Source organism: Corallococcus sp. AB032C, assembly GCF_003668935.1.
In the GTDB taxonomy this organism is placed as follows: Bacteria; Myxococcota; Myxococcia; order Myxococcales; family Myxococcaceae; genus Corallococcus; species Corallococcus exiguus.
The window spans coordinates 1-22,821 of sequence record NZ_RAWP01000036.1 but is presented as its reverse complement, the minus strand read 5'-3'; the positions used below and the strand labels follow the sequence as shown (position 1 = coordinate 22,821).

General features: G+C 72.1%; 5 protein-coding genes. 1 reads left to right on the top strand and 4 read right to left on the bottom strand.

From position 1 onward, the window contains the following. Positions 1 to 6: 6 nt before the first annotated feature. The 4 genes from D7X99_RS17875 to D7X99_RS17860 all read right to left on the bottom strand — a co-directional run bounded on the left by D7X99_RS17875 (position 7) and on the right by D7X99_RS17860 (position 21,350). Positions 7 to 8,763, bottom strand: coding sequence for a non-ribosomal peptide synthetase (locus D7X99_RS17875; protein WP_121778827.1), 8,757 nt, complete (start codon positions 8,761 to 8,763; stop codon positions 7 to 9). A 74-nt stretch (positions 8,764 to 8,837) separates the two neighbouring features. Continuing rightward, positions 8,838 to 9,962 carry an amidinotransferase gene (locus tag D7X99_RS17870; RefSeq protein WP_171805204.1) on the bottom strand — a complete coding sequence of 375 codons (1,125 nt, stop codon included), beginning with the start codon at positions 9,960 to 9,962 and terminating at the stop codon, positions 8,838 to 8,840. 28 nt (positions 9,963 to 9,990) lie between these two features. Further along, positions 9,991 to 12,837: an amino acid adenylation domain-containing protein gene (locus tag D7X99_RS17865; protein ID WP_121778826.1), complete on the bottom strand. Its 2,847-nt coding sequence runs from the start codon at positions 12,835 to 12,837 to the stop codon at positions 9,991 to 9,993. After that, a complete protein-coding gene (locus D7X99_RS17860) occupies positions 12,834 to 21,350 on the bottom strand; it encodes a non-ribosomal peptide synthetase (protein WP_158627025.1) in 8,517 nt (2,838 codons plus the stop codon). Before D7X99_RS17860 ends, D7X99_RS17865 begins: the two co-directional genes overlap by 4 nt. A 184-nt stretch (positions 21,351 to 21,534) precedes the next feature. On the opposite strand from D7X99_RS17860, the gene D7X99_RS17855 reads away from it, so the two are divergent. Next, positions 21,535 to 22,608, top strand: coding sequence for a cupin-like domain-containing protein (locus D7X99_RS17855; RefSeq protein WP_158627024.1), 1,074 nt, complete (start codon positions 21,535 to 21,537; stop codon positions 22,606 to 22,608). Positions 22,609 to 22,821: the final 213 nt, after the last annotated feature.

Sequence of the window (22,821 nt, the reverse complement as noted above, 5' to 3'; positions counted from 1 at the left end):
CACGCGTCAGGCGGAGGCGGGCCGGCTCCGGTCGTGGCTGGAGAAGCGCCACGTGCCGGGGAAGCCCCGCTCCGCGAGGAGCGCCTGGCACTTCGACAGTCGCGCCTCCACGTCGGACGTGCGCGGGTCGAAGAGCAGCCCCGCCACCGTTCCGCTGTGCGCCACCTGGAGGCCCACCGCGCCGGAGGACTCCATCACCTCCAGCAGCAGGTCGAAGTGGGGCTTGGGCAGGAAGCGCTGGTTGATGCGCGCGCTGGCCGTGGCTACCTCACCCAGCAGCCGGTAGTCCCCTGTCGCGAGCGCCCGCTCCAGCGATGCACGCAGGCGCTGGAACTGCTCTATCTCCTCGCTGTCGTAGCGGGCGGGCGCGTGGGCCAGGGTGTCCACGCCCTTGCCGCCGGGGTCCAGGTTGATGCTCACCACCCGCAGGTCGAGCACCTCGCCGCTGAAGCGGTGGAGCACCACGCCCTCGCGATGCCCGAAGATCAGCGCGCTGTTGCCGAAGATGGTGGAGTCCGATGCCGTCTCCGCCTTCACCGCCAGCCGTGCGGTGTCCTCCGGCGTCAGCGGCCGGTCCAGCGCCGCGGATACGGCGCGGATGGTGGCCACCACGTCGCTCGTGGAGGAACCCAGCCCCCAGCCCACGGGGATGTTGCTGTGCACCACCAGGTGCGCGCCGCGTGGCTCCACGCCCGCCCATTCCAGGGTGAGCGCCGCGGCCCGGGCCGCCTTGGTCTTCCACGCGGGCTCCACGGTGAGCCCCGCGCCAGACGTGAGCTGGAAGCGCGCGTCCGAACGAAGCATGCCGCAGGGCAGCGACAGCAGGCCCCGGTGCAAGCTCCCGTCCGCGTCGCGGAACACGCCCTGGAGCAGCTCCCCGTGGTGGCCCACGGCGTCACCCCGGCCCTCGGGGGAGAGCGCAGGGGCCGCTTCCAACACGGGCACTGCTGTAACGGATGCTTCGTGAGATACGGCCGCGTCCGGGATCGTGGCCCGCGTGGCCAGGGCCTCGCCGACGAGCTTCTCCAGGCGGTGGATGGTGCGGTGCTTGAGCAGTTGCCGCAGGCCCAGCGTCACGCCGAACTGATCGGTCATGCGCGCCAGCAGCTGGAGGGCGCGCATGGAGTGCCCTCCCAATTCGAAGAAGTCCGCGTGGATGCCCACGTTGGGCAGGCCCAGCACGTCCTTCCAGAGCTCCGCCAGCCGCTCCTGGAGCGGCGTCTGGGGTGCGACCGGCGGTGCGGCGGGCCCTTCGTCACCAAAGGCCGGGGGCAGGGCGCGCTCATCCACCTTGCCGCTGAGATTGCGGCGCAGGCGCGAGACGAACTGGTAGCGCTCCGGCAGCATGTAGTCCGGCAGCGTCTTCGCCAGGAAGTCCTGGAGCCGTGCGCCGTCCAGGAGCCGCCAGGCGGAGGGCTCGCCTTCCGTGTGCGGGTGCTCCATCCACACGCTCGGGTCGTGGTACTCGGCGAAGCCCCGCTCCACGTCCACCGTCACCGGCTGCATGGTGCCCGGGAGCGCGTACTCGCCGGACGCGGCGAGCCGCTGGCCGCTCCACTGTTCCCACGAAGCCAGGTCCGCGCGGATGTACTGCGAGCGCGACTCCACGTGGAGCATCCGGCCGCCCACGCGCTCGTGGATGCGCAGCCATGGGTCCTGGAGCTGTCCGTCCTCGCGGCGCGCGTGGCACCACTGTTCGAAGGACAGGTCGGGACGCGACGCCTTGCCGGTGGGCCGCACCGGGACGACCACCCGGCCCAGTCCGTGCGCGCGCCCCAGGGCTTTGAAGCCCCGCAGGATGAGCGTGGCGAGCCCCCGGCCCAGGGCGTCCTCGGCCACCACGCCGGTGAGGATCATCAGCGTGTCGGCGGGCACGCCGCGCGCCGCGTCCTCGAAGCCCTGCCGCAGCCCCGCGTCCCAGCCCGCGGGCAGGCCCTCGCGCGTGCCGTCCCAACGGATGGGCAGCGCGTTGCCGGCGGCCACCACCGCGTCGTCCTCGTCGACGAGCGCGAACTGGTGCGCGGCGAACTCCTCCGCGAGCCGCGGCCAGAACTCGCGCAGGACGGTGTCCCCCGCGAAGAAGTCCGGCCACGCGCCCACGTGCAGGTCGTCCATGGCCCGCTTCAGCTCCGGGCGCTGGGCGAGCGTGAACATGCGGTAGCGCAGGCCCTCGCCCTGGAGCGTGCTCGCGGCCTCGTGCAGCTCCACGGTGGCCACCAGGCCGTCGCCGCCGCCGGGCTTGCGCGCGTGCCGCACGATGCAGCCTGCCACCGCCGGGTGCGCGGCGAGCCGGGACTCAATCTCCTCCAGCTCCACGCGGTTGCCGCGGACCTTCACCTGCTTGTCCACGCGGCCGATGAACTCGACGTCGCCCGCCTCGGTGTACCGGCCCAGGTCCCCGGTGCGGTACATCCGCGCGCCCGGCTCCGGGTGGAAGGGGTCCGGCAGGAAGGCACGAGCGGTGCGCGCCGGGTCGCCCAGGTAGCCGCGCGCGAGCCCCGGCGTGCTCACGTACAGCTCGCCGGTGACGCCGAAGGGCACGGGGCGCAGCGCTTCATCCAACAGGTAGAGGCGCGTGTTGGCGATGGGCCGGCCCAGCGGAACGATGTCGCCCTCCACCGGCCGCGCGCAGTCGAAGCGGCTGGCATCCACGGTGACCTCCGTGGGGCCGTAGTGGTTCGCCAGGCGGGTGGGGAACGTCGCGAGGAACGCGTCGCGCAGCTCGCGCGGCAGGTACGCGCCTCCGGAGAGGACCCGCCGCAGCGACGGCAGCTCCGGGATGCGCCCTGCACGCCGCGCGTCCACCAGCTCCCCCAGCATCAGGGGCACGCACTGGAACAGGGTGATGGCTTCGCGGCGCACGACCTCCGCCAGGTGCTGGGGCGAGCGGGCCGCGGCCTGGGGAGGAATCACCACCCGCGCGCCCACCGTCAGCGGCCAGTAGAGGTCCAGCACGAACGGGTCGAACGTGAACGAGGTGAGCAGCAGCACCGCGTCGCTCGCGTCCAGCGCGTAGTCCCGCTGGGTGGAGGCGACGACGTTGGCGATGCCCCGGTGCTCGATTTCGATGCCCTTCGGCACGCCCGTGGTGCCCGACGTGAACAGCACGTAGGCCAGGGCCCGGCCACCCAGCGAGCCCGCCGGGGAGGTGGAGGGCCGGGCCGCCACGGCGGCGCGCTCCGCGTCCATGGAGAGCACCGTCAGCCCCAGGCGCTGGAGGCTCTGGGCCAGCGGCCCCGCGGTGATGAGCAGCCGGGCTCCGGCGGCGTCCAGCACCTGGGCCTGGCGCTCCTCGGGATGCTCCGGGCTGACGGGCACGTACGCGGCGCCCGCCTTGAGCACGGCCAGCAGCGCGAGCACCAGCTCCGGTGACGGCTCCAGGCGCACGCCGACCCGGTCCTCCGGGCCCACGCCGTGCGCCAGCAGGTGGTGGGCCCAGCGGTTGGCCTCGCGGTCCAGCTGCCGGTACGTGAGGTGTCCGCCTTCCCACGAGAGCGCCACCGCGTCCGGCGTGCGCTCCACCTGCGCTTCCACCAGGCGGTGCACGCCGGTGTCCGCGTCGAAGGGCAGGGCCGTGTCGTTGAACGCGTGCAGCAGCCGCTGCTCCGACGTCGTGGACAGCATCCGGTAGTCCGCGAGCGCGCGGGTGGGGTCCGCCACCAGCTGTTCGACGAGCGAGAGGTACTGCTCCAGCATCCGCTCCGCGGTCGCGGCCTTGAACAGGTCGGTGTTGTAGTTGAGCCGGACGATGACGCCGCTGGCGACGTGGTCCACGATGTACGTGAGGTCGAACTTGGACGTCTCGCTCTCGGCGACCTCGATGCCGCGCAGGAACTCCAGCTGGAGCCCTTCGAAGCGGACCTCGTCGGCGAGCCGCAGCTTGTTGTTCTGCAACCCGTACATCACGGAGAAGAGGCGGTTGCGGGACAGGTCCGTGTCCGGGTTCAGCTCCTGGATGGCCAGCACGCTGGGGTAGACGTGGTGGTCATACGCCTCCGCCGCCGTCTGGCGCGTGTCCTCCAACAGCTGCTGGAAGGTCATGCCCGGCCGCACGGTGCAGCGCATGGGCAGCGCGGTGGCGAAGAGCCCCAGGAGCGGCGCCACGCGCTCGTCGTCGCGGTTGGCGATGGGCGTGCCCACCACGAAGTCCCGCTGTCCACTCAGCCGGTGCAGCTGCGCGTGCAGCGCGGAGAGGAAGACGATGTTGAGCGTGGTGTGGTGCCGGCGGGCGAAGGCGTCAATGGAGGCGCTCCGTTCCTTCGGGATGACGCGGTGGACCTCCGCGCCGTTGAACGTCTGGAAGGCGGGGCGCGGGAAGTCGAGCGGCAACTCCAGGGGCGGTGGGAGCGTGGCGAACTTCTGGAGCCAGTAGCGGCGCTGGGGCTCCAGGCCGCCAGAGGCCACGGCGTCGTGGATCCACGCGGCGTAGTCCACGTAGCCCAGCCGCAGCTCCGGCAGGCGCGGGGCGCGCGCCGCGCGGAAGGCGTTGTAGAGCTCGCTCAGCTCCCGCGCCAGGTTCATGGTGGAGGTCTCGTCCCAGATGATGTGGTGGACGAGGAAGAGGACCAGGAAGCGGCCGCCGGAGAAGTGCGCGAGCTTCACGTGGAACATCGGGCCGTTCTCGAAGTCGAGCGACATCCCGCTGTGCCGCCGCGCCAGTCGCTGCACCTCCGCGTGGAAGTCCGCGTCCGGCACGTCGCGCCGGTCCAGGTACAGCGACTCGCGGGTGACGGCCACGTGCGGACGGACGCGCTGCATGGGCTGGCCGTCCACGTAGCCGAAGTGCAGCCGGAAGATGTCGTGGCGGTCCACCAGCGCCTGCCAGGCGCGCGTGAAGGCGTCCAGGTCCAGGTCGCCGGTGAGCACCAGGTCGCCGATGCACACGTTGTAGAACGGGCTGTCCGGCTCCAGCTCGTGCATGTACCACTCGGGGAACTGGTACGTGGCCAGCGGGTAGTGCGCGCGGGGCTCCAGCCTGCGCAGGGGCGGCAGCACCACCGCCGGCGCGGCACCGTCAGCGGGGCCGCTTTGGAGCGCCTCGATGCGCTGCGCGATGCGCGCCACCGTCTGGCCCTCGAAGAGGTCGCGCACGGACAGCTCCACGCCGGTGAGGGCGCGCAGCTTCGCGTTGGACTGGATGGCCACCAGCGAGTGCCCGCCGAGCGCGAAGAAGTTGTCCTCCGCGCCCACGCGGGGCAGGCCCAGCAGGTCCGCCCAGACGTCCGCGACCCGCTGCTCCAGCGGCGTGCGGGGCGCCACGTAGGCGGTGAGCGACCCGAGGTCACCCTCGCCCGGCGCGGGGAGCGCGTTGCGGTCCACCTTGCCGTTGGTCAGGAGCGGCAGCGCGTCCATCAGCACGAAGGCGGACGGCACCATGTAGTCCGCCAGCCGGCTGGACAGGTACTCCGCGAGCGCGGCCGGGGTGACGGCCTCCGCCTCCTTGAGGACGGCGTAGGCCACCAGCCGCTTCGCGTGGCCCATGTCCCCGCGCGCGATGACGACCGAGTCCCGCAGGCCCGGGTGCTGGGCGAGCGCGGCCTCCACTTCGCCAATCTCGATGCGGAAGCCGCGGATCTTCACCTGATGGTCGATGCGGCCCAGCACTTCAATACTGCCGTCCTCCAGGAAGCGCACCAGGTCGCCGGTGCGGTACAGCCGCTGGCCGGGCTCCGTGGCGAATGGATCCGGCACGAAGGAGCGGGCCGTCTTGAAGGGGTCCCCCAGGTAGCCGCGCCCCACGCCGACGCCGCCGATGTACATCTCCCCCGCGACGCCGATGGGCACCGGCTGGAGGGCGGTGTCCAGGATGTACGCCTGGAGGTTGGGCAGCGTGCCGTTGATGGGCAGGCTGGCCCAGTGCATGGAGGGCGCGGACACCAGGGGGTAGTGCGCGCTGTCGTCGGAGACCTCCGTGGCGCCGTAGGCGTTCACCATGGGCACGCCCGGCCAGTGCTTGAACCAGCGCGCGCACAGCTCTGGCAGCAGCGGCTCACCGTTCACGATGAACCAGCGCATGGCGGAGAGGTCGTAGCGGCCGGGGTTGGCCTCCAGCTCCTCCAGCATGATGCGCATGTGCGTGGGCACCGTCTCCAGGACGGTGACCCGTTCGTCCCGCATCCTGGCCAGCAGCTGGACGGGCTCCCACGCGGACTCGTCCTTGAAGATGGCCGTGCGCGCGCCCACGAGCAGCGCGCAGACGAACTGCCACACCGACACGTCGAAGCTGGGCGTGGCGATCTCCGCCACCACGTCCCGGTCGGTGATGCCCAGCGTGTGCTGCTTCGCCCGCAGGTGGTTGAGCATGCCGACGTGTTCGATCATCACGCCCTTGGGCAGGCCGGTGGAGCCCGACGTGAAGATGACGTAGGCGAGGCTCTCCGGCGGCACGTGCACGTCCGGGCGAGTCCAGGGCGCGTCCTGTTCCAGCAGCTCCGTCACCCGCGTGACGGGGCGGCCGGAGGCGATGTCCCGGGCGTCCGCGAGGTGGCGCTCCTCCGTGAGCAGCATCACGCACCGGCTCTGCTCCACGACGGATTGCAGCCGGTGCCGGGGCAGGGCCGGGTCGATGGGCACGTACGCCCCGCCCGCCTTCCACACAGCGAGCATGGCGACGAGGAACTCCAGCTCCCGGTCCAGGAAGAGCGCGACGATGCGGTCCGTGGACACGCCCGCGGCCAGCAGGTGGTGCGCCAGCCGGTTGGCCCGCGCGTCCAGCTCCCGGTACGTGAGGGAGCGGCCTTCACACACGGCGGCGAGCGCGTCCGGCGTGCGGTCCACCTGGGCCTCGAACACCTCGTGGAAGCACTCGTCGCGCCGCCAGGGCACGTCCGTGCGGTTCCAGTCCAGCAGCTGGCGCTGGTGTTCCGCGGGGGTGAGCAGCGGCAGCCGGGAGAGGCGCTGGCGCGGGTCTCGCGCGGCGCCCTCCAGCAGCGTCTGGTAGTGGCCCGCGAGCCGCTGGACGGTGGCCGCGTCGAAGAGGTCGGTGTTGTATTCGAACCAGGCGACCAGGCCGTCCTTGTCCTCGGTGAGGCTCAGGGTCAGGTCGAACTGCGCGGAGCCGGTCTCCACGTCGACCGGCGTCAGCGTCAGGCCGTCCAGCTCCAGGCGAGGCGGAGGCATGTTCTGCAGCGCGAACATGACCTGGAAGAGGGGCGGGCGGCTCAGGTCGCGCGGCAGTTGCAGCGCCTCCACCAGCTTCTCGAAGGGGACGTCCTGGTGGGCGTAGGCGCCCAGCGTCGTCTGGCGCACGCGGCCCAGCAGCTCCACGAAGCGCGGGTCGCCGGAGAGGTCCGTGCGCAGCGCCAACGTGTTGACGAAGAAGCCGATGAGCCCTTCGGTCTCCACGTGGCCGCGGTTGGCGATGGCGCTGCCGATGACGACGTCGTCCGTGCGCGCGTAGCGGCCCAACAGCGCGTTGAAGCCCGCCAGCAGCGTCATGAAGAGGGTCACGTCCTGGCGGCGCGACAGCTGCTGGAGCGCGTCCGTCAGCGCCCTTCCCAGCTTCCAGGCGTGGCGCGCGCCCCGGTAGCGCTGCGCGGCCGGGCGGGGCCGGTCCGTGGGCAGCTCCAGCGAGGGCGGCGCTCCGGACAGCTGCTGCTTCCAGTACGACAGCTGCGCGTCCAGCCGCTCGCCGCGCATCCACTGGCGCTGCCACACGGAGAAGTCCCCGTACTGCACGGCCAGGGGCGCGAGCGGGGCGGCCTGACCGGAGGTGAAGGCGCCGTAGAAGGCGGCCAGCTCGCGCACGAAGACGCTGATGGACCAGCCGTCGGAGATGATGTGGTGCATCGTGACGAGCAGCACGTGCTCCATGCCGCCCAGGTCCAGCAGGCGCGCGCGCAAGAGCGGACCCGTGGCCAGGTCGAAGGGCCTGCGCGCCTCCTCCTCCACGCGCTGGCGCACGGCGTCCTCACTGGCGCCGGACAGGGCCTCCACGTGCACCGGCACCTCCACCGTGGGGTGCACCCGCTGCACGGGCTGTCCGTCCACCAGCGCGAAGGTGGTGCGCAGCGTTTCATGGCGCTGCACGAGTGCCTGGAGGCTCTTCGCCATGGCCTGGACGTCCAGCGGACCCAACAGCCGCACCGCGCCCGCGACGTTGTAGGCGGTGAGGCCGGGCTCCAGCTGGTCGAGGAACCACAGCCGCTGCTGGGCGAAGGACAGCGGCAGGGGCGCATCCCGTGGCGCGGGGACCAGCGGCGGCAGGGCGTCCCCCGAAGCCTCGGCGCGCGCGCTGTCCACGCGGGTGGCGAGCCCCGCCACCGTGGCCGACTCGAAGAGGATGCGCAGCGGCAGCTCGGTGCCCAGCGCGGAGTTGAGGCGGGACATCACCTGGGTGGCCAGGAGCGAGTGGCCGCCCAGCTCGAAGAAGTTGTCGTGCCGTCCCACGCGGGGCACGCGCAGCAGGCTGGCCCAGGTGCCGGCGATGAGCTCCTCCGTCGCGCCCTGGGGTGGCAGGAAGGCCTGCGCCGCCTGGGGGCGCAGGGGCGCGGGCAGCGCGCGCAGGTCCACCTTTCCGTTGATGGTGAGGGGCAGGGACTCCAGCAGCATCCACGCCTGGGGGATGAGCGACTCCGGGAGTCGCTCCTTGAGGAAGCCGCGCAGCTCCTCGACGGTGGGCGCCGTCTGGCCCTGGCGCGGGACGACGTAGGCCACCAGCTCCCGGGAGGACGCGGCGGGGGCGTCCTCCCGCGCCAGGTTTCGGGCCGGCGGTTCACGCTGTTCGGAAGGGGATTCGGAGAGCCGGCGGTGCGTGGACGACATGTTGGAGCGGTCCTCGGGAGGGTTGTCGGCGGAAAGGGGGATGCAGCGCGCATGCGCGCAGGCGCAGCCTTGGCTCAGAAGTAGGACTGGAGGACGCCACGGCGGCGCACGTCGAGCGTGGCGCAGTGGAACGAGCCTCCCAGCCGGTAGAAGTTCGTGAAGTTGCAGGTGATGGGCTTGAAGCCCCAGTCCTTGAACGCGCGGATCAGCGTGTGCTCGTTCTTGTCCACGACGAGGCGCTGCTCATCGAGCATGAGGATGTTCATGCTCAGCCACTTGCCGCTGAAGTAGAGGATGAGGTCGTCCGAGGCGCAGGGCGGCGGCGCGCGGAGGATGTCCCACGACTTGAACATCCGCGGCAGCTCGTCCACGCGCTCCGGGTTCACCAGAAGCTTGCCGGGCGCCAGCGGCATGAACGTCGTGTCGATGTGCATGGGCTTGGTGTCCCGGCACTTCAGCTCGTGGATGCGGTACTCGCTGCCCAGGTGCCGCCGCAGCCACTCCACGCCGAACGCGTTCGTCACGTGGCTGCGGATGTAGAAGAGGTCCCGGCCGCAGCGCACGAAGTCCGCCGCGTCGAAGAGCGGCTCGAACTCCGTGAGGGCGTAGCGCATGGGCTCGTCGTCACCCGGCACCTCCCAGGAGTCGTCGAACGACTCGTCCGTCAGCTGCGGCTTGGGCGCGGAGGTCCACCGCGCGCCCGCCTGGAAGTACTCTTTCAATAGCTTCCGGTAGGGATGTACTTCGAAATAGCGGGAGCGCCACGGCATGGGCGTCTCGATGAGCTGGTCGCCCACGACGAGCAGCAGGTCCCGGGGCATGGCCGTGTAGAGGCCGCCCGGCGACTGCCAGTCCGGCGTGGAGAAGGGCTTCGTGTGCGAGACGCGCTCGGGGCGGCGGACGCGGATGCCCTCGGCCTCCAGGATGTGAGCGAACTCGTCCAGGTCGCGGTTGGCCGCGTCCACCATGTCCTGGGGGAAGGGCTTGCCGCCGTGCTCCTGGAAGAAGCCCCAGTGCTTGCGGGGCATGGTCGACTTGAGGGTCACGTGCCACGAGGGCACCGTGGCGCCGTCCGCGACGCCGACGATGACCTCCTCGAGCGGATCCCATTCGGTGTGCGAGGAGACCACCGGAAGCGACTGGGACTGCGGGACCAGCGACGGGTGCTGCGAGGCCAGTTGGAGGTTGGTGCGTTGCATGGCGTGTCTTCTCCGCGGGGGGTGAGGGTCAGGGCAGGGGATGAGGGGACGGGCCGCGCGGAGGCGGCTCCAGCGGGAGCAGGCGCGGGTCCAGCGCGGGGGGCTCGGGTTCCACGGCCTGCTCGCGCGCGAGCACCACCACGTCCTGGATGGCGGGGTGCTGACGGAGCGCCGCTTCAATCTCGCCCAGCTCCACGCGGACGCCGCGGATCTTCACCTGGTGGTCGCCGCGCCCCAGGAACTCCAGCTCGCCGTCCGGCAGCTGGCGGGCCAGGTCGCCGGTGCGGAACAGGCGCGAGCCCGGAGGGCCGAAGGGGTCCGGCACGAAGCGCTCCGCGCTCAGGTCCGGCCGCAGGAAGTAGCCCCGCGCCAGGCCCGGTCCGCCCAGGTACACCTCGCCGGGCGCGCCCGGGGGAACGGGCTGTCCGCGCATGTCCAGCACGTGCATCTTCATGTTGCCCAGCGGCTGGCCCAGCGGCACCGCCTTGCGCGCCATGCCGGGCGCGCAGGTGAACCACGTGGCGTCGATGGACACCTCCGTCTGGCCGTAGAAGTTGAAGAGCGTCGCGGAGGAGTGCTCCGCCAGCCGGTCCACCAGGTCCGTCGTCAGCGCCTCGCCTCCGCAGACCACCGTGCGCAGCGCGCGGCAGTCCGCCATGCGGGGCTCCTCCAGCACCACGCGCAGCAGCGACGGCACCACGTTCATCTGCGTGACGCCGCGCCGGGCCATGAGGTCCGCGATGTAGCGGCTGTCCTGGTGCGCGCCGTCGCGCACCATCACCGCGCGGGCCCCCGCGAGCAGCGCGCGGAAGAACTCCCAGATGGAGGCGTCGAAGCCGAACGAGGCCACCTGGAGGACTCGGTCCTCCGGCCCGATGGGCAGCGCGTGCTGTTCCCAGAGCATCCGGTTGGCGATGCCCGCGTGGGAGATCATCACGCCCTTGGGCACGCCGGTGGAGCCGGAGGTGTGCACCACGTAGGCCAGTTGCTCCAGGTGGACGGTCCGCGCGGGAGGCGTCTCCAGCAGGCCTTCCTGTCGCCACGCGCCGGGCTCCAGGCGCGCCTCCGGCGGCACCGGCAGCTTGACCGCGAGCGAGGCGGGCGCGAGCACATAGCGGGCGCGGCACTCCGCGACCATCAGGGCCAGCCGCTGCGTGGGGGCTCCGGCGTCCATTGGCACGAAGGCGCCGCCGGCCTTCATGACCGCGAGCATCGCCACCAGCACCTCCGTCGAGCGGGGCAGGCACAACGCCACGCGCTCCTCGGGCTCCAGGCCGGATGCGAGCAGCAGGTGCGCGAGCCGGTTGGCCCGGCGCTCCAGCTCCGCGTACGTGAGGAGGTCGTCCTCGCACTCCACCGCGATGGCCTCCGGCGTGCGCCGTGCCTGCTCCTCGAAGAGGACGTGCAGGGCGCGCGGAGACAGCGGCACCGCGGGCGGGTGGAAGGACTCCAGCGCCTGCTGGCGGCCGGCCGCGTCCAGCAGCGGCAGCGCGGAGACGCGGCGCTCCGGATCCGCCGCGATGCCCTCCAGCAGGCGCTCGTAGGCCCGCGCCAGCCGGTGGGCGGTGGAGGCGTCGAAGAGGTCCGTGTTGTATTCGAGCCAGCCCGTCAGCGCGCCCGAGGTCTCGACCAGCGTGAGGGTGAGCTCGAACTTGGCGGTGTCCGTCTCCAGGTCCAGGTTCGTCAGCGTGAGCCCCGGGAGCGCCAGCGGCTGGAGCGGCGCGTTCTGGAGGACGAACATCGTCTGGAAGAGCGGCGAGCGGCTCAGGTCCCGCTTCACGCGCAGGTCCATCACCAGCTTCTCGAAGGGGACGTCCTGGTGGGCGAAGCCGCCCAGGGCCGTCTCGCGCACGCGGCCCATCAGGTCCGTGAAGCGCGGGTCGCCGGAGAGGTTCGTGCGCAGGGGCAGCGTGTTGACGAAGAAGCCGATGAGGCCCTCGGTCTCCGCGCGGTTGCGGTTGGCGATGGGCGTGCCGACGACGAGGTCGTCCTGGCGCGTGTAGCGCTGGAGCAGCACCAGCCACGCGGCCAGCAGGGTCATGAACAGCGTGGCCCCCTCCTGGCGGGACAGGACGTTCAGCGCGGCGGTGACGGCCGAGGACACGCCCAGGGGCAGCTGCGTGCCGCGGAAGGTCTGGGCCGGAGGACGCGGCCGGTCCGTGGGCAGGCCCAGCGCGGTGGGCGCGTCCGCCAGGTGCGCGCGCCAGTACGCGAGCTGCTCCTCCAGCACGTCGCCCTGGAGCCAGTCGCGCTGCCAGCGGGCGAAGTCGGAGTACTGCACCGTGAGCGGCGGGAGCGGCGAGGGCGCGCCCTGGAGGAAGGCCGCGTACAGCGCGGCCAGCTCGCGCACGAACACGCCAATGGACCAGCCGTCGGAGACGATGTGGTGCATCGACAGCAGCAGGATGTGCTCGGCGTCCGACAGGCGCAGCAGCTTCCAGCGGATCAACGGACCGCGCTCCAGGTCGAAGGGCGCGGCCACGTCCTCGGCGGTCAGCTCCCGCACGCGGCGCGCGGTCTCTTGCGCGTCCAGCCCGCCCAGGTCCACCACGTGCAGCGGCAGCTCCGGCGCGGGCCCCACGACCTGCACGGCCTCGCCCTCGCGGGCCTGGAAGGTCGTGCGCAGGGATTCGTGGCGCTGGACGATCTCCTGGAAGCTCTTCTCCAGGGCGCTTCTCTCCAGCGTTCCGCTGAGGCGCACGGCGAAGGGGATGCCGTAGTGGTGGCTGCCCGGCTCCAGCCGGTCCAGGAACCACAGCCGCTGCTGGGCGAAGGAGGGCGGCAAGGCCCGGGGCTTCGCCGCGCGCTGCTGGATGAGGGCCCGGGCGCGGGCGCGCTTCTCCTCCAACGCGGAGGACTGCTTCTCGTCACTCATGATTCGATTTCTCCGCTTTCGAGCTCAGCGATGAGTGCGTCCAGCTCCGCCTCGGACAGCCCATCCACCCGGGGCAGCGCCTCATCTGGCGCGCGCGCCGTGAGGAGGGGCTGCTTCCGGACTTCCGCCTGCCGTGAGACGACCTGCGCGAGCGCGGCCACGGTGCGCGCCTCGAAGGCGCTGCGCAGGGGCACGTCCACGCCGAAGGATTCGCGCACGCGCGAGATGACCTGGGTGGCGAGCAGCGAGTTGCCGCCCAGCTCGAAGAAGTCGTCGTGGACGCCCACCCGGGGAGCCCCGAGCAGCTCCGTCCAGATGTCCGCCAGCCGCTGCTCCGTGGCGTCGCGGGGGGCCACGCCGTCCGCGCGGGGCGTGGCATCCGGCGCGGGCAGCGCGCGACGGTCCACCTTCCCGTTGAGGGTGAGCGGGAGCGCGTCCAGGAACAGGATGGCGGACGGGACCAGGGACTCCGGCAGCCGGCGGCGCAGGTGGGCCTTGAGGTCGCCTTCCGTGCACGCCTGTCCCGGCGCCACCACCGCGTGGAGCACCAGCCGCTTGCCGCCGGGCCCATCCTCGCGGACCGTCGCGATGGCCTGCCGCACGGCGGGGTGCTCCAGCGCGAGCGACTCCACCTCTCCCAGTTCGAGGCGCAGGCCGCGCAGCTTCACCTGAGCGTCGGTGCGGCCCAGGAACTCGAGCGCCCCGTCCGGCAGGAAGCGGACCCGGTCGCCGGTGCGGTAGATGCGGGCGCCGTCGCGCGCGTCGAAGGGGTGCGGCACGAAGGCGTGCGCGGTGAGCTCCGGACGGTTCAGGTAGCCGCGCGCGAGCCCCAGGCCGCCCAACCACAGCTCGCCAGGGACGCCCACGGGGACGGGCTGCTGGCGCGCGTCCAGGACGTAGGCCTGGGTGTTCGCGATGGGGCGCCCGATGGGCGGGTTCACGGCGCCCGCGGAGACGGGCCCGCTGGTGGCGACGACCGTGCACTCCGTGGGGCCGTAGTGGTTGATCAACTGGAACGGTGTGCCTTCGGGCGCGCCCCGGTGCAGCCGGTCTCCGCCGGTGAGCAGCGTCCGCAGCGCCGCGTTCGCGGGCCACGGCTGCGTGAGCACCGCCTCCGCGAGCGGCGTGGGCAGGAAGCAGCGGGTGATGCGCTCATCGGTGAGCCACGCGACGAGCCGCGAGGGCACGCCGCGCACCTCGTCCTCCACGATGTGGAGGCTGGCGCCCGCAGTGAGGGTGGGCCACAGCTCCCACACCGCGGCGTCGAACGCGGGCCCGGCGGCCTGGGTCGTGCGGTCCTCCGGCGTCAGCGCGTAGGTCCGCTGATGCCAGTCCACCAGGTGGGCCAGTCCCGCGTGCTCCAGCTCCACGCCCTTGGGGCGGCCGGTGGAGCCCGACGTGTAGATGACGTACGCCAGGTGGCGCGGACCCGTGAGCTCCGGCGGGGCGTGCGCGGGCGCACCGGTGGCGCCGAAGCCGTCCTCCGCGAGCAGACACCGGCAGTCCGGTGGAAGCGCCAGCGCGGCGGTGTTCCGCGAGGCCAGGAGCACCGGCGCGCGGACGTCCTCCAGGATGGACTGGAGCCGCTCCGGGGGCGCGGATGGGTCCAACGGAACGTAGGCGCCGCCCGCCTTGAGCACGCCCAGCGCCGCTTCGACGAACGCGGTCGAGCGCTCCAGGCAGAGCGCCACGGGCACGTCAGGCCCCACGCCCAGGCCGCGCAGGTGCCAGGCCAGCCGGTTCGCGCGGGCTTCGAGCTGACCGTAGGTGAGCGTGTCACCGGCGAAGGCCACCGCGAGCGCGTCCGGCGTGCGCTGTGCCCAGGCTTCGAAGCGCGCGTGCACGGGGACGTGGGACGGCGGGGTCACCGGGGGCGGGTTCCACCCGTGGAGCAGCGTGTGCCGCTCCTCCGCCGTCATCAGGGACAGGTCGCCCACGCGGCCATCGGGATCCGCCGCGATGCTGGACAGCAGCTCCTGGAAGTGCCCCGCGAGGCGCGCGATGGAGGCCGCGTCGAAGAGGTCCGCGTCGTATTCGAAGCGCGCGGTCAGCCCGCCGTCCTCGCCGCGCTCCAGCGCGAGGTCCAGGTCGAACTTCGCCGGAGCGGATTCGGACTCCAGGAGCGTCAGGCGCAGCCCCTGGAGGGCGCGGGAGGGCAGGGGCGCGTCCTGGTAGGAGAACGCGACCTGGAAGAGCGGCGTGCGGCCCAGGTCGCGCTCCACCGCGAGCGCTTCGACCAGCTTCTCGAAGGGCACGTCCTGGTGCTCGTGCGCCGCGAGCACGGACTCGCGCACCCGGCCCAGCAGCTGGCGGAAGGAGGGGTTGCCAGAGGCGTCCGTGCGCAGGGGCAGCGTGTTGACGAAGAAGCCGATGAGCCCTTCGGTCTCCACGCGCGTGCGGTTGGACAGCGGGCAGCCCACGACGAGGTCGTCCTGGCCCGTGTAGCGCAGCAGCAGCGTTTGGAACGCCGCCAGCAGCGTCATGAACGGCGTGGCGCCTTCGCGCCGGCCCAGCTCCGCGAGTCCACCGGCGAGCGCCGCCGGGAGATGGACCGCGTGACGGCCGCCCGCGAGTGTCCGCACCGCGGGCCGGGGCCGGTCCGTGGGCAGCTCCAGGACTCCGGGGGCGCCCGCCAGCCGCTGCTTCCAGTGCGCGAGCTGCCGCTCCAGCACGCCGTTCGCCAGCCACTCCCGCTGCCATAGCGCGAAGTCGATGTACTGGAGCGGCAGCGGAGCGAGCGCCGGAGGGACGCCCGTGGAGAACGCCGCGTACAGCGCGCCCAGCTCCCGCAGCAGCACGGCGATGGACTCGCCATCCGCGACGATGTGGTGGAGCGTCAGCAGCAGCACGTGCTCGTCAGGGCCCAGCCGCAGCAGCTGCCCGCGCAGCAGGGGGCCTTGGGCGAGCGGGAACGGAGCGCGGGCCTCATGCTTCGCGAGCCGGTGCGCCTCCGCGTCGCGCGCCTCCGGGGACAGGCTGCCCAGGTCCACTTCGGGCAGTTCGAAGGGGACGTGTGCATGGACGCGCTGAACGGCGCGGCCCTGGTGCTGGGAGAAGGTGGTGCGCAGCGCCTCGTGGCGGCGGACCACTTCATCCAGGCCTCGGCGCAGCGCCGCGACATCCAGCGGACCCAGGAGGCGCACCGCCGCGGGCAGGTGGTAGCGCGCGTCGCCGGGCTCCAACTGGTCCAGGAACCACAGCCGCTCCTGCGCGTAGGACAGCGGCGCTTCCGGCGCGCGGTCCGTCCGGTGCGTCAGCGTGGGTCCTCGCGCCGGAGCGCGCACGCCCCCGTCGATGCGCGCGGCGAGCGAGGCCACCGTGGGCGCCTCGAACAGCGTGCGCAGGGGCAGCTCCACCCCGAACACCTCGCGCACTCGAGCGAGCAGCCGCGCGGCCAGCAGCGAGTGGCCGCCCATCGCGAACCAGTCCTCGTGCAGGCCCACGGCCCCGCCGAGCAGCTCCGCCCAGAGGCCCGCGAGCGACTGCTCCGTGGCGGTGCGCGGCGCCGCGTCCTCCGGGGACGTGGAGCGCTCCAGCTCGGGCGCGGGCAGGGCCTGACGGTCCACCTTGCCCGTGGGGGTCAGCGGCAGCGCGGGCAGGAGCACGAAGGCCGCGGGGCACATCACCTCCGGCAGCTCGCGGCGCACGTGCTCGCGCAGCGCGGCTCCGGCGAGCGCCGTGTCCAGTGCGGAGACGACGTAGGCGACGAGGCGCTTGCCCGCGGGAGGCTCGTCGCGCACCGCGACCACGCACTGCCGCACGTCCGGGTGACGCTGGAGGACGGATTCAATCTCCCCCAGTTCGATGCGGAAGCCGCGCAGCTTCACCTGATGGTCGAGACGGCCCAGGAACTGGAGCTCGCCCTCCGGCAACAGGCGCGCGAGGTCTCCGGTCCGGTACAGGCGCGCGCCGGGGACCGCGCTGAAGGGATCCGGCACGAAGGCACGGGCGGTGAGGTCGGGGCGGTCCAGGTAGCCCCGAGCCACGCCCGGCCCGCCGATGCACAGCTCGCCCGCGACCCCCAGCGGCTGGGGCCGCAGCTCCGCGTCGAGCACGTGCACGCGCACGCCGTCCAGCGGCCGGCCGATGGTGGGCAGGCCGGACGCCACGTCCCCGGGCTCGACCGGGGCGAAGGTGGCGGCCACGGTGCCTTCGGTGGGACCGTAGAGGTTGGTGACGCGGAAGGGAGTGCGCGTGGAGGGCCGCCGGTGCAGGCGGTCACCGCCGGTGGTCAGCTCGCGCAGCGCGAGCGACTGGGGCCACGCCTGTCCGAGCACGCCCTCCGCCAGGGCCGTGGTGAGGAAGGTGTGGGTGATGCGCTCGGCGGCGAGCCACGCGACCAGCCGCTCCGGCATGGCGCGCACGTCATCGCCGGGCAGGTGCAGGCTGGCGCCCGCGATGAGCGCGGGCCACACCTCCAGCACGGACGCGTCGAAGACCGGCGTGGACAGGTGCGTGGCGCGCGCCGAGGGCGACAGCCCGAAGGTCCGCTGGTACCAGCCCGCGAAGTGGGCCAGTCCGCCGTGCGTGAGCTGCACGCCCTTGGGCCGCCCGGTGGAGCCGGACGTATAGATGACGTAGGCGAGGTGATCCTCGTCGGGCGTGACGTCCAGCGAGGTGTCCGGCACGTCGTGGGCCGCGACCGTCACGTCGTCCAGCACCCGCGCGGACGCGGGCAGAAGTGAGCGCAGCTCCGGCGTCGTGAGCACCACCGCCGCGCCCACGTCCTCCAGCAGTGCTTCCAACCGCGCTCGCGGTGCATCCGGATCCAGCGGCACGTACGCGCCGCCCGCCTTGAGGACGCCCAGCAGCGCCAGCACCTGCTCGGGCGAGCGGTGCATCAGCACGCCGACGCGCACGTCCGGCCCCACGCCCAACTGGCGCAGCCTTCGCGCGAGCACGCGGGCCTGGCGCTCCAGCATTCCGTACGTCCACTGTCGCCCGTCCGATGCGATGGCCAGCGTGTCGGGCGCGAGCGCGGCGTGGGACGCGATGGCGTGGTGAACGGGGGTGAAGGACGCGGGCGCCAGAGCCCCCGCGCTGAACGTGCGCACGCGCTCCTGCTCCGAGTCTGGCAGCAGCGGTAGGGCCGACACGCGCTGGTCCGCGTCCGCCGCGATGCCCGCGAGCAGGCACGTGAAGCGCGCCACCATGCGCCCGGCGGTGTCCGCGTCGAAGAGGTCCGTGTCGTAGCGGAGCGCGCCGTCCAACCCGCTCGGCGCATCCGCCATCTGGAGCGCGAGGTCGAACTGCGCGGTGCCCAGCTCCACCGGCACGCTCTCCGCCTCCAGCCCCGCGAAGCGCACGCGCACGCCAGGAAGGCCCAGCACCAGCGGGGTGAGCTCCTCGCGCCGGTGCGGCTGCTCCCATGCGAACACCGCCTGGAACAACGGAGACCGGCTCGCGTCGCGCGGACGCCGCAACCGTTCCACGAGCAGGGAGAAGGGGTACTCCTGGTGCTCCAGCGCCTCCAGCACCGTGCGCCGGACCCGGCCCAGGTGCGCGCGGAAGGACGGGTCCCCGGACAGGTCCGCCACCAGCGCCACGGGATTGACGTGGTAGCCGACGACGTCCTCCAGCCCCGCGCGCGTGCGCCCCGCCGCGGGCGAGCCGACCGCGAAGCGCTCCTGTCCCGCGTGCCGGGCGAGGAGCACCTGCCACGCGGCGAGCAGCAGCGAGAACAGCGTCGTGCCCTCTTCACGCGCCAGCGAGCGCAGCCGCCGGGTCAGGTCCGCGTCCAGCCGGAAGGTGCACGCGGCGCCCCGGAACGCGCGCACCGCGGGACGGGCGCGGTCGGTGGGCAGCTCCAGCACGTCCGGCACGCCGTCCAGCCGTTGGCGCCAGTACGCGAACAGCCGCTCGCCCTCGGGGCCCTCCAGGAACGGGCGCTGCCAGCGGGCGAAGTCCGAGGGCCGCAGGGCCGGGGCGGGAGACGCGGAGTCCCGTCCCTCCATCAACGCGGGGTAGATCCCGTGCAGCTCCTCCGCGAGCAGCGCCAGCGACCACAGGTCCAGGATGAGGTGGTGCGCCGCGAGCAGCAGCACCTGGCCGCCGCCAGCGTGGGCGTACAGCGAGGCGCGCAAGAGCGGCCCCTGCTCCAGCGAGAACGGGCGTGACGCGTCCGCAGCCAGTGCGCGCCGCAGCGGAGCGTCCTCCAGCGGAAGCGAGGTCGCGTCCTCCAGCAGGCCCCCGCCAATGGCCGCATCCGCCCGCTGCACCAGCCCACCGTGGGTGGTGCGCGGGGCCGCGTCCGCCCGCTGCACGAGCTCACCCGTGGTGCGCGAGGCCGGGTGCACCTGCTGCACGAGCTCACCCGAGTGCTCCAGGTGGAAGGTGGTGCGCAGGGCCGGGTGCCGCGCCACCAGCCGCGCCAGCGCCTCGCGCAGCGTCGGCACGTCCGCGGGCGTGTGGAAGCGCACCGCGAAGGCCAGGTGGTTCGCGGTGCTGTCCGGCGCCAGGCGCTGCGCCAGCCAGAGCGCCTTCTGTCCCTCGGACACCGGGTGGCGTCCCAGCGCGTCCCCCGACGCCGCGGGCGCGAGCTGCCGCTGTCCCAGCGTGCCCACCAGCTCCAGCGCCAGGGCCCGGAGGCTCACCGCGTCCATCAGCCGCGCCAGGGACGTGTCCGTGCCCAGCCACGCGTCCAGGTCGCTCTTGAGCTCCACCGTCGCCAGCGAGTCCAGCCCCAGGCTGATGAGCGTCCGCTCCGCGTCGATGTGCGCGCGCGGAAGGCGCAGCCTCGCCGCCACCGCGTCCACCAGCGACGCCTCCAAGAGCGCCGCGCGCTCCGGCTCCGGAAGCGCGAGCAGCTGCTCCGGACGCAGCGTGGGCACGGGCGGAACGGAGGCCTGGAGCGTGCTCTGGCCCAGCACCTCCAGCTCCCCGGCGAGCCACGCCTGCCGGCACGCGTACCGCTGCACCTTGCCGCTGGACGTCTTCGGCAGGGAGCCGCCCTGGATGAGCACCACGTCATGGGCCTGGGCGTCGTGCGCCAGCGCCACGGCCTCGCGGATGCTCCGGGCCAGCGCCTCCAGGTCCGTGCCGGCGTGGCGCGCGTCCACCTCCTGCACGATGACCAGCCGCTCCTCGCCCTCCAGCTCCACGGAGAACGCCGCGGTGCAGCCCGGCCTCAGCGCGGGGTGCACGCGCACCGTGGTGGACTCCACGTCCTGCGGGTACAGGTTGCGCCCGCGCAGGATGATGAGGTCCTTGATGCGCCCGGTGACGAACAGCTCGCCGCCGCGCAGCACGCCCAGGTCGCCGGTGCGCAGGTAGCGCGCGTCATCCGAGCCCCCGCCCTCCACCCGCGCGTGGAAGACGCGCGCGCTCTCCTCCGGCCGCTCCCAATAGCCCTGGCCCACGCTGGCGCCCGCCACCCAGATTTCGCCCTCCTCGCCGGGCGCGCACTCGCGGGCGGTGCGCGCGTCCACCAGCCGCACCGTGTTCCCCTCCAGCACCCGGCCGGAGCCCACCAGGTTCACGCCGTCCGTCACCGGCGCGGTGCCCAGCGCGTGCCCGGTGACGATGAGCGTCGACTCGGCCAGCCCGTAGCAGGGGTAGAAGGCCTCCTTGCGGAAGCCCTGCGGCGCGAAGGCTTCGTGGAAGCGCTCCAGCGTCTCCGGCCGGATGGGCTCCGCGCCGTTGAAGGCCACCTTCCAGCGGCTCAGGTCCAGCGTCGCGCGCTCCTCGGCGCTGACCTTCCGGACGCACAGGTCGTAGGCGAAGTTGGGCCCGCCGCTCGTCGTGGCCCCGTAGCGCGACACCGCCTGGAGCCAGCGGAAGGGCCGCTGCAGGAACGCGATGGGCGACATCAGCACGACGGGGAAGCCGCCGTAGAGCGGCTGGAGCAGCCCGCCGATGAGCCCCATGTCGTGGTACGGCGGCAGCCAGATGACGCCCCGGCTGTCGCGCGAGTGGCCGAACGCGCGGTGGATGAGCGCCAGGTTCGCCAGCAGGTTGCGATGCGTCAGCATCACGCCCTTGGGGCTGCCCGTGGAGCCGGACGTGTACTGGAGGAACGCCAGCGCGTCCCCCGTGACGCCCGGGTCCTTCCAGCCGTCCTCCAGCCCCGGCGCCAGCGCGTCCGTGGCCACCCAGGTGAGCCCCGCCAATTCCGGCGCCTGCTCGAAGAGCATCCCGGCCATGCCGTGGATCATCTCCGTGGTGAGCACGAAGCGCGCCCGCGCGTCGCGCACCATCGCCTCCAGGCGCGGCAGGCTGCGGTTGAGGCGCGTCACGTCCGGCGGATACGCCGGCACCGCCACCACGCCCGCGTACAGGCACCCGAAGAAGGCCGTCAGGTATTCGTTGCCCGGCGGGAACAGCAACAGCGCCCGCTCCCCCCGCGCCCCGTTCGCCTGGAGCCAGGCGCCAATGGCACGCGCCTGCCGGTCGAACTCTCCATAGGTGAGCGCCGCTTCTTCTGATTCACCATCCACCAGGAAGGTGTAGCCCTGATGTCCTGGCGCTTCCGTGGCACGAATGCGCAGGAGTTCAATCAGGCTGGCCGGCGACATGTCGTTGGGCTCCAGGCGATGTATGGCTTGGAAAACACCATTCATGTGTCACGGCCAAGTCGTGTATGTCAAATCTTGCATTGATATGCTTGAAGCCTGTAAATTCCTTGAGAACTGGTTGTTTTCAGCCCAAAGACAACCATGCGGGTCGCAATCCCAACACCGGGTCCCTCTAGGAGAGCGGATGTACGAGAACATCGAGCGCATCAAGGCCCCTACTCGCGAAGTCTTCCTCGACGAGTACGTGCGGAAGCAGAAGCCCGTCATCATCACGAACCTGTTCGAGGGGCAGCCCATCAGCCGGCTGTCCAGCCTGGAAATCGCCCGCAAGGAGCTGGGGGACATGCCCGTCGTGGTGCAGGAGGGCCACGAGGAATACTTCACCCGCATGCTGTCGATGCTCATCTCCAAGGACTTCACCTTCTCCGACATCGGGAAGAACCAGAGCACGGTGAACGGCTACCTGGAGATGGTGGCAAAGGACCCTGACAGCCGTCTGGTCTGCGCGGAGGTCCCCCGGTCGATGATCCAGAAGGTGGAGGCTGGATACACCATCCCCGAGTACTGTCAGCCGGACCCGGGGGAACCCGACGAGTACATGTCGATGCTGTGGTTGGGTAACACGGGCAACTTCACCCACATGCACTTCGACGCGGACTACAAGAACATCTTCCAGTACCAGCTCTGGGGGGAGAAACGCGTGGTGCTGGTGCCGCCCACGTCGTCGCGGAAGATCCTGCCCATGCGTAACAACAGCGCGCTCAGCCCGGAAGGACTCAGCCAGGAGGAGAACGACAACTTCGTGCGTTACGTGGGGGGTTATCAGGCGGTGGTGCGCACCGGCGAGACGCTCTTCATGCCCGCCCTGATGTGGCACTACTTCGAGTACATGGACACCAGCATGGCGCTGACCATGCGCTTCCGCCGCAACCGGTACCTGCGCTTCCTGGCGGACCACTTCCACACCGACTACCGCCTCCAGCACATCGCCTGGAAGCTGGCGAACGAGCGGGGCGTGGACGAGCAGGGCCGCCAGGCCTTCGCGCGGCTGGAGGCGGAGTTCCTCAAGCCCATGGACAACCCCGTGGAGAAGGCCAACCACCTCCAGCGGGTGGTCAATGACATCTACGCCAGCTTCTGCACGGACGGCCTGAAGGGAGACCTGAGCCGTCCCTTCCTGGAAGAGATTCGCGGGGCCATCCGGAGCATGGATGTCCTGGCGGGTTCCCTGTATTCAGACGAGCGCCCCACGGCTTGAGTTGGCTTTGAGGGCTGGCGCCCGCCCAATCCCTTGCATCGGCGGGGGACGGGGTGGGCGCCGGACCTGATACGTCTCAAAGCCCCGTATCCGTCCGGCGAGCGACGTGACCGAGCCTATTGCAGAGGGACGGGGACCGTGCTCGGCGATGGTCGCGAGCCTGTGCGAGAGCGGGCTGACGGGGCGGACCTGAGCAGGGGGCTCAGGACGAAT

What these genes read in the sequence shown, in the direction of transcription:
- D7X99_RS17875 (WP_121778827.1), bottom strand. Translation starts at nt 8,763, where the DNA reads ATGTCGTCCACGCACCGCCGGCTCTCCGAATCCCCTTCCGAACAGCGT.
- D7X99_RS17870 (WP_171805204.1), bottom strand. Translation starts at nt 9,962, where the DNA reads ATGCAACGCACCAACCTCCAACTGGCCTCGCAGCACCCGTCGCTGGTC.
- D7X99_RS17865 (WP_121778826.1), bottom strand. Translation starts at nt 12,837, where the DNA reads ATGAGTGACGAGAAGCAGTCCTCCGCGTTGGAGGAGAAGCGCGCCCGC.
- D7X99_RS17860 (WP_158627025.1), bottom strand. Translation starts at nt 21,350, where the DNA reads ATGTCGCCGGCCAGCCTGATTGAACTCCTGCGCATTCGTGCCACGGAA.
- D7X99_RS17855 (WP_158627024.1), top strand. Translation starts at nt 21,535, where the DNA reads ATGTACGAGAACATCGAGCGCATCAAGGCCCCTACTCGCGAAGTCTTC.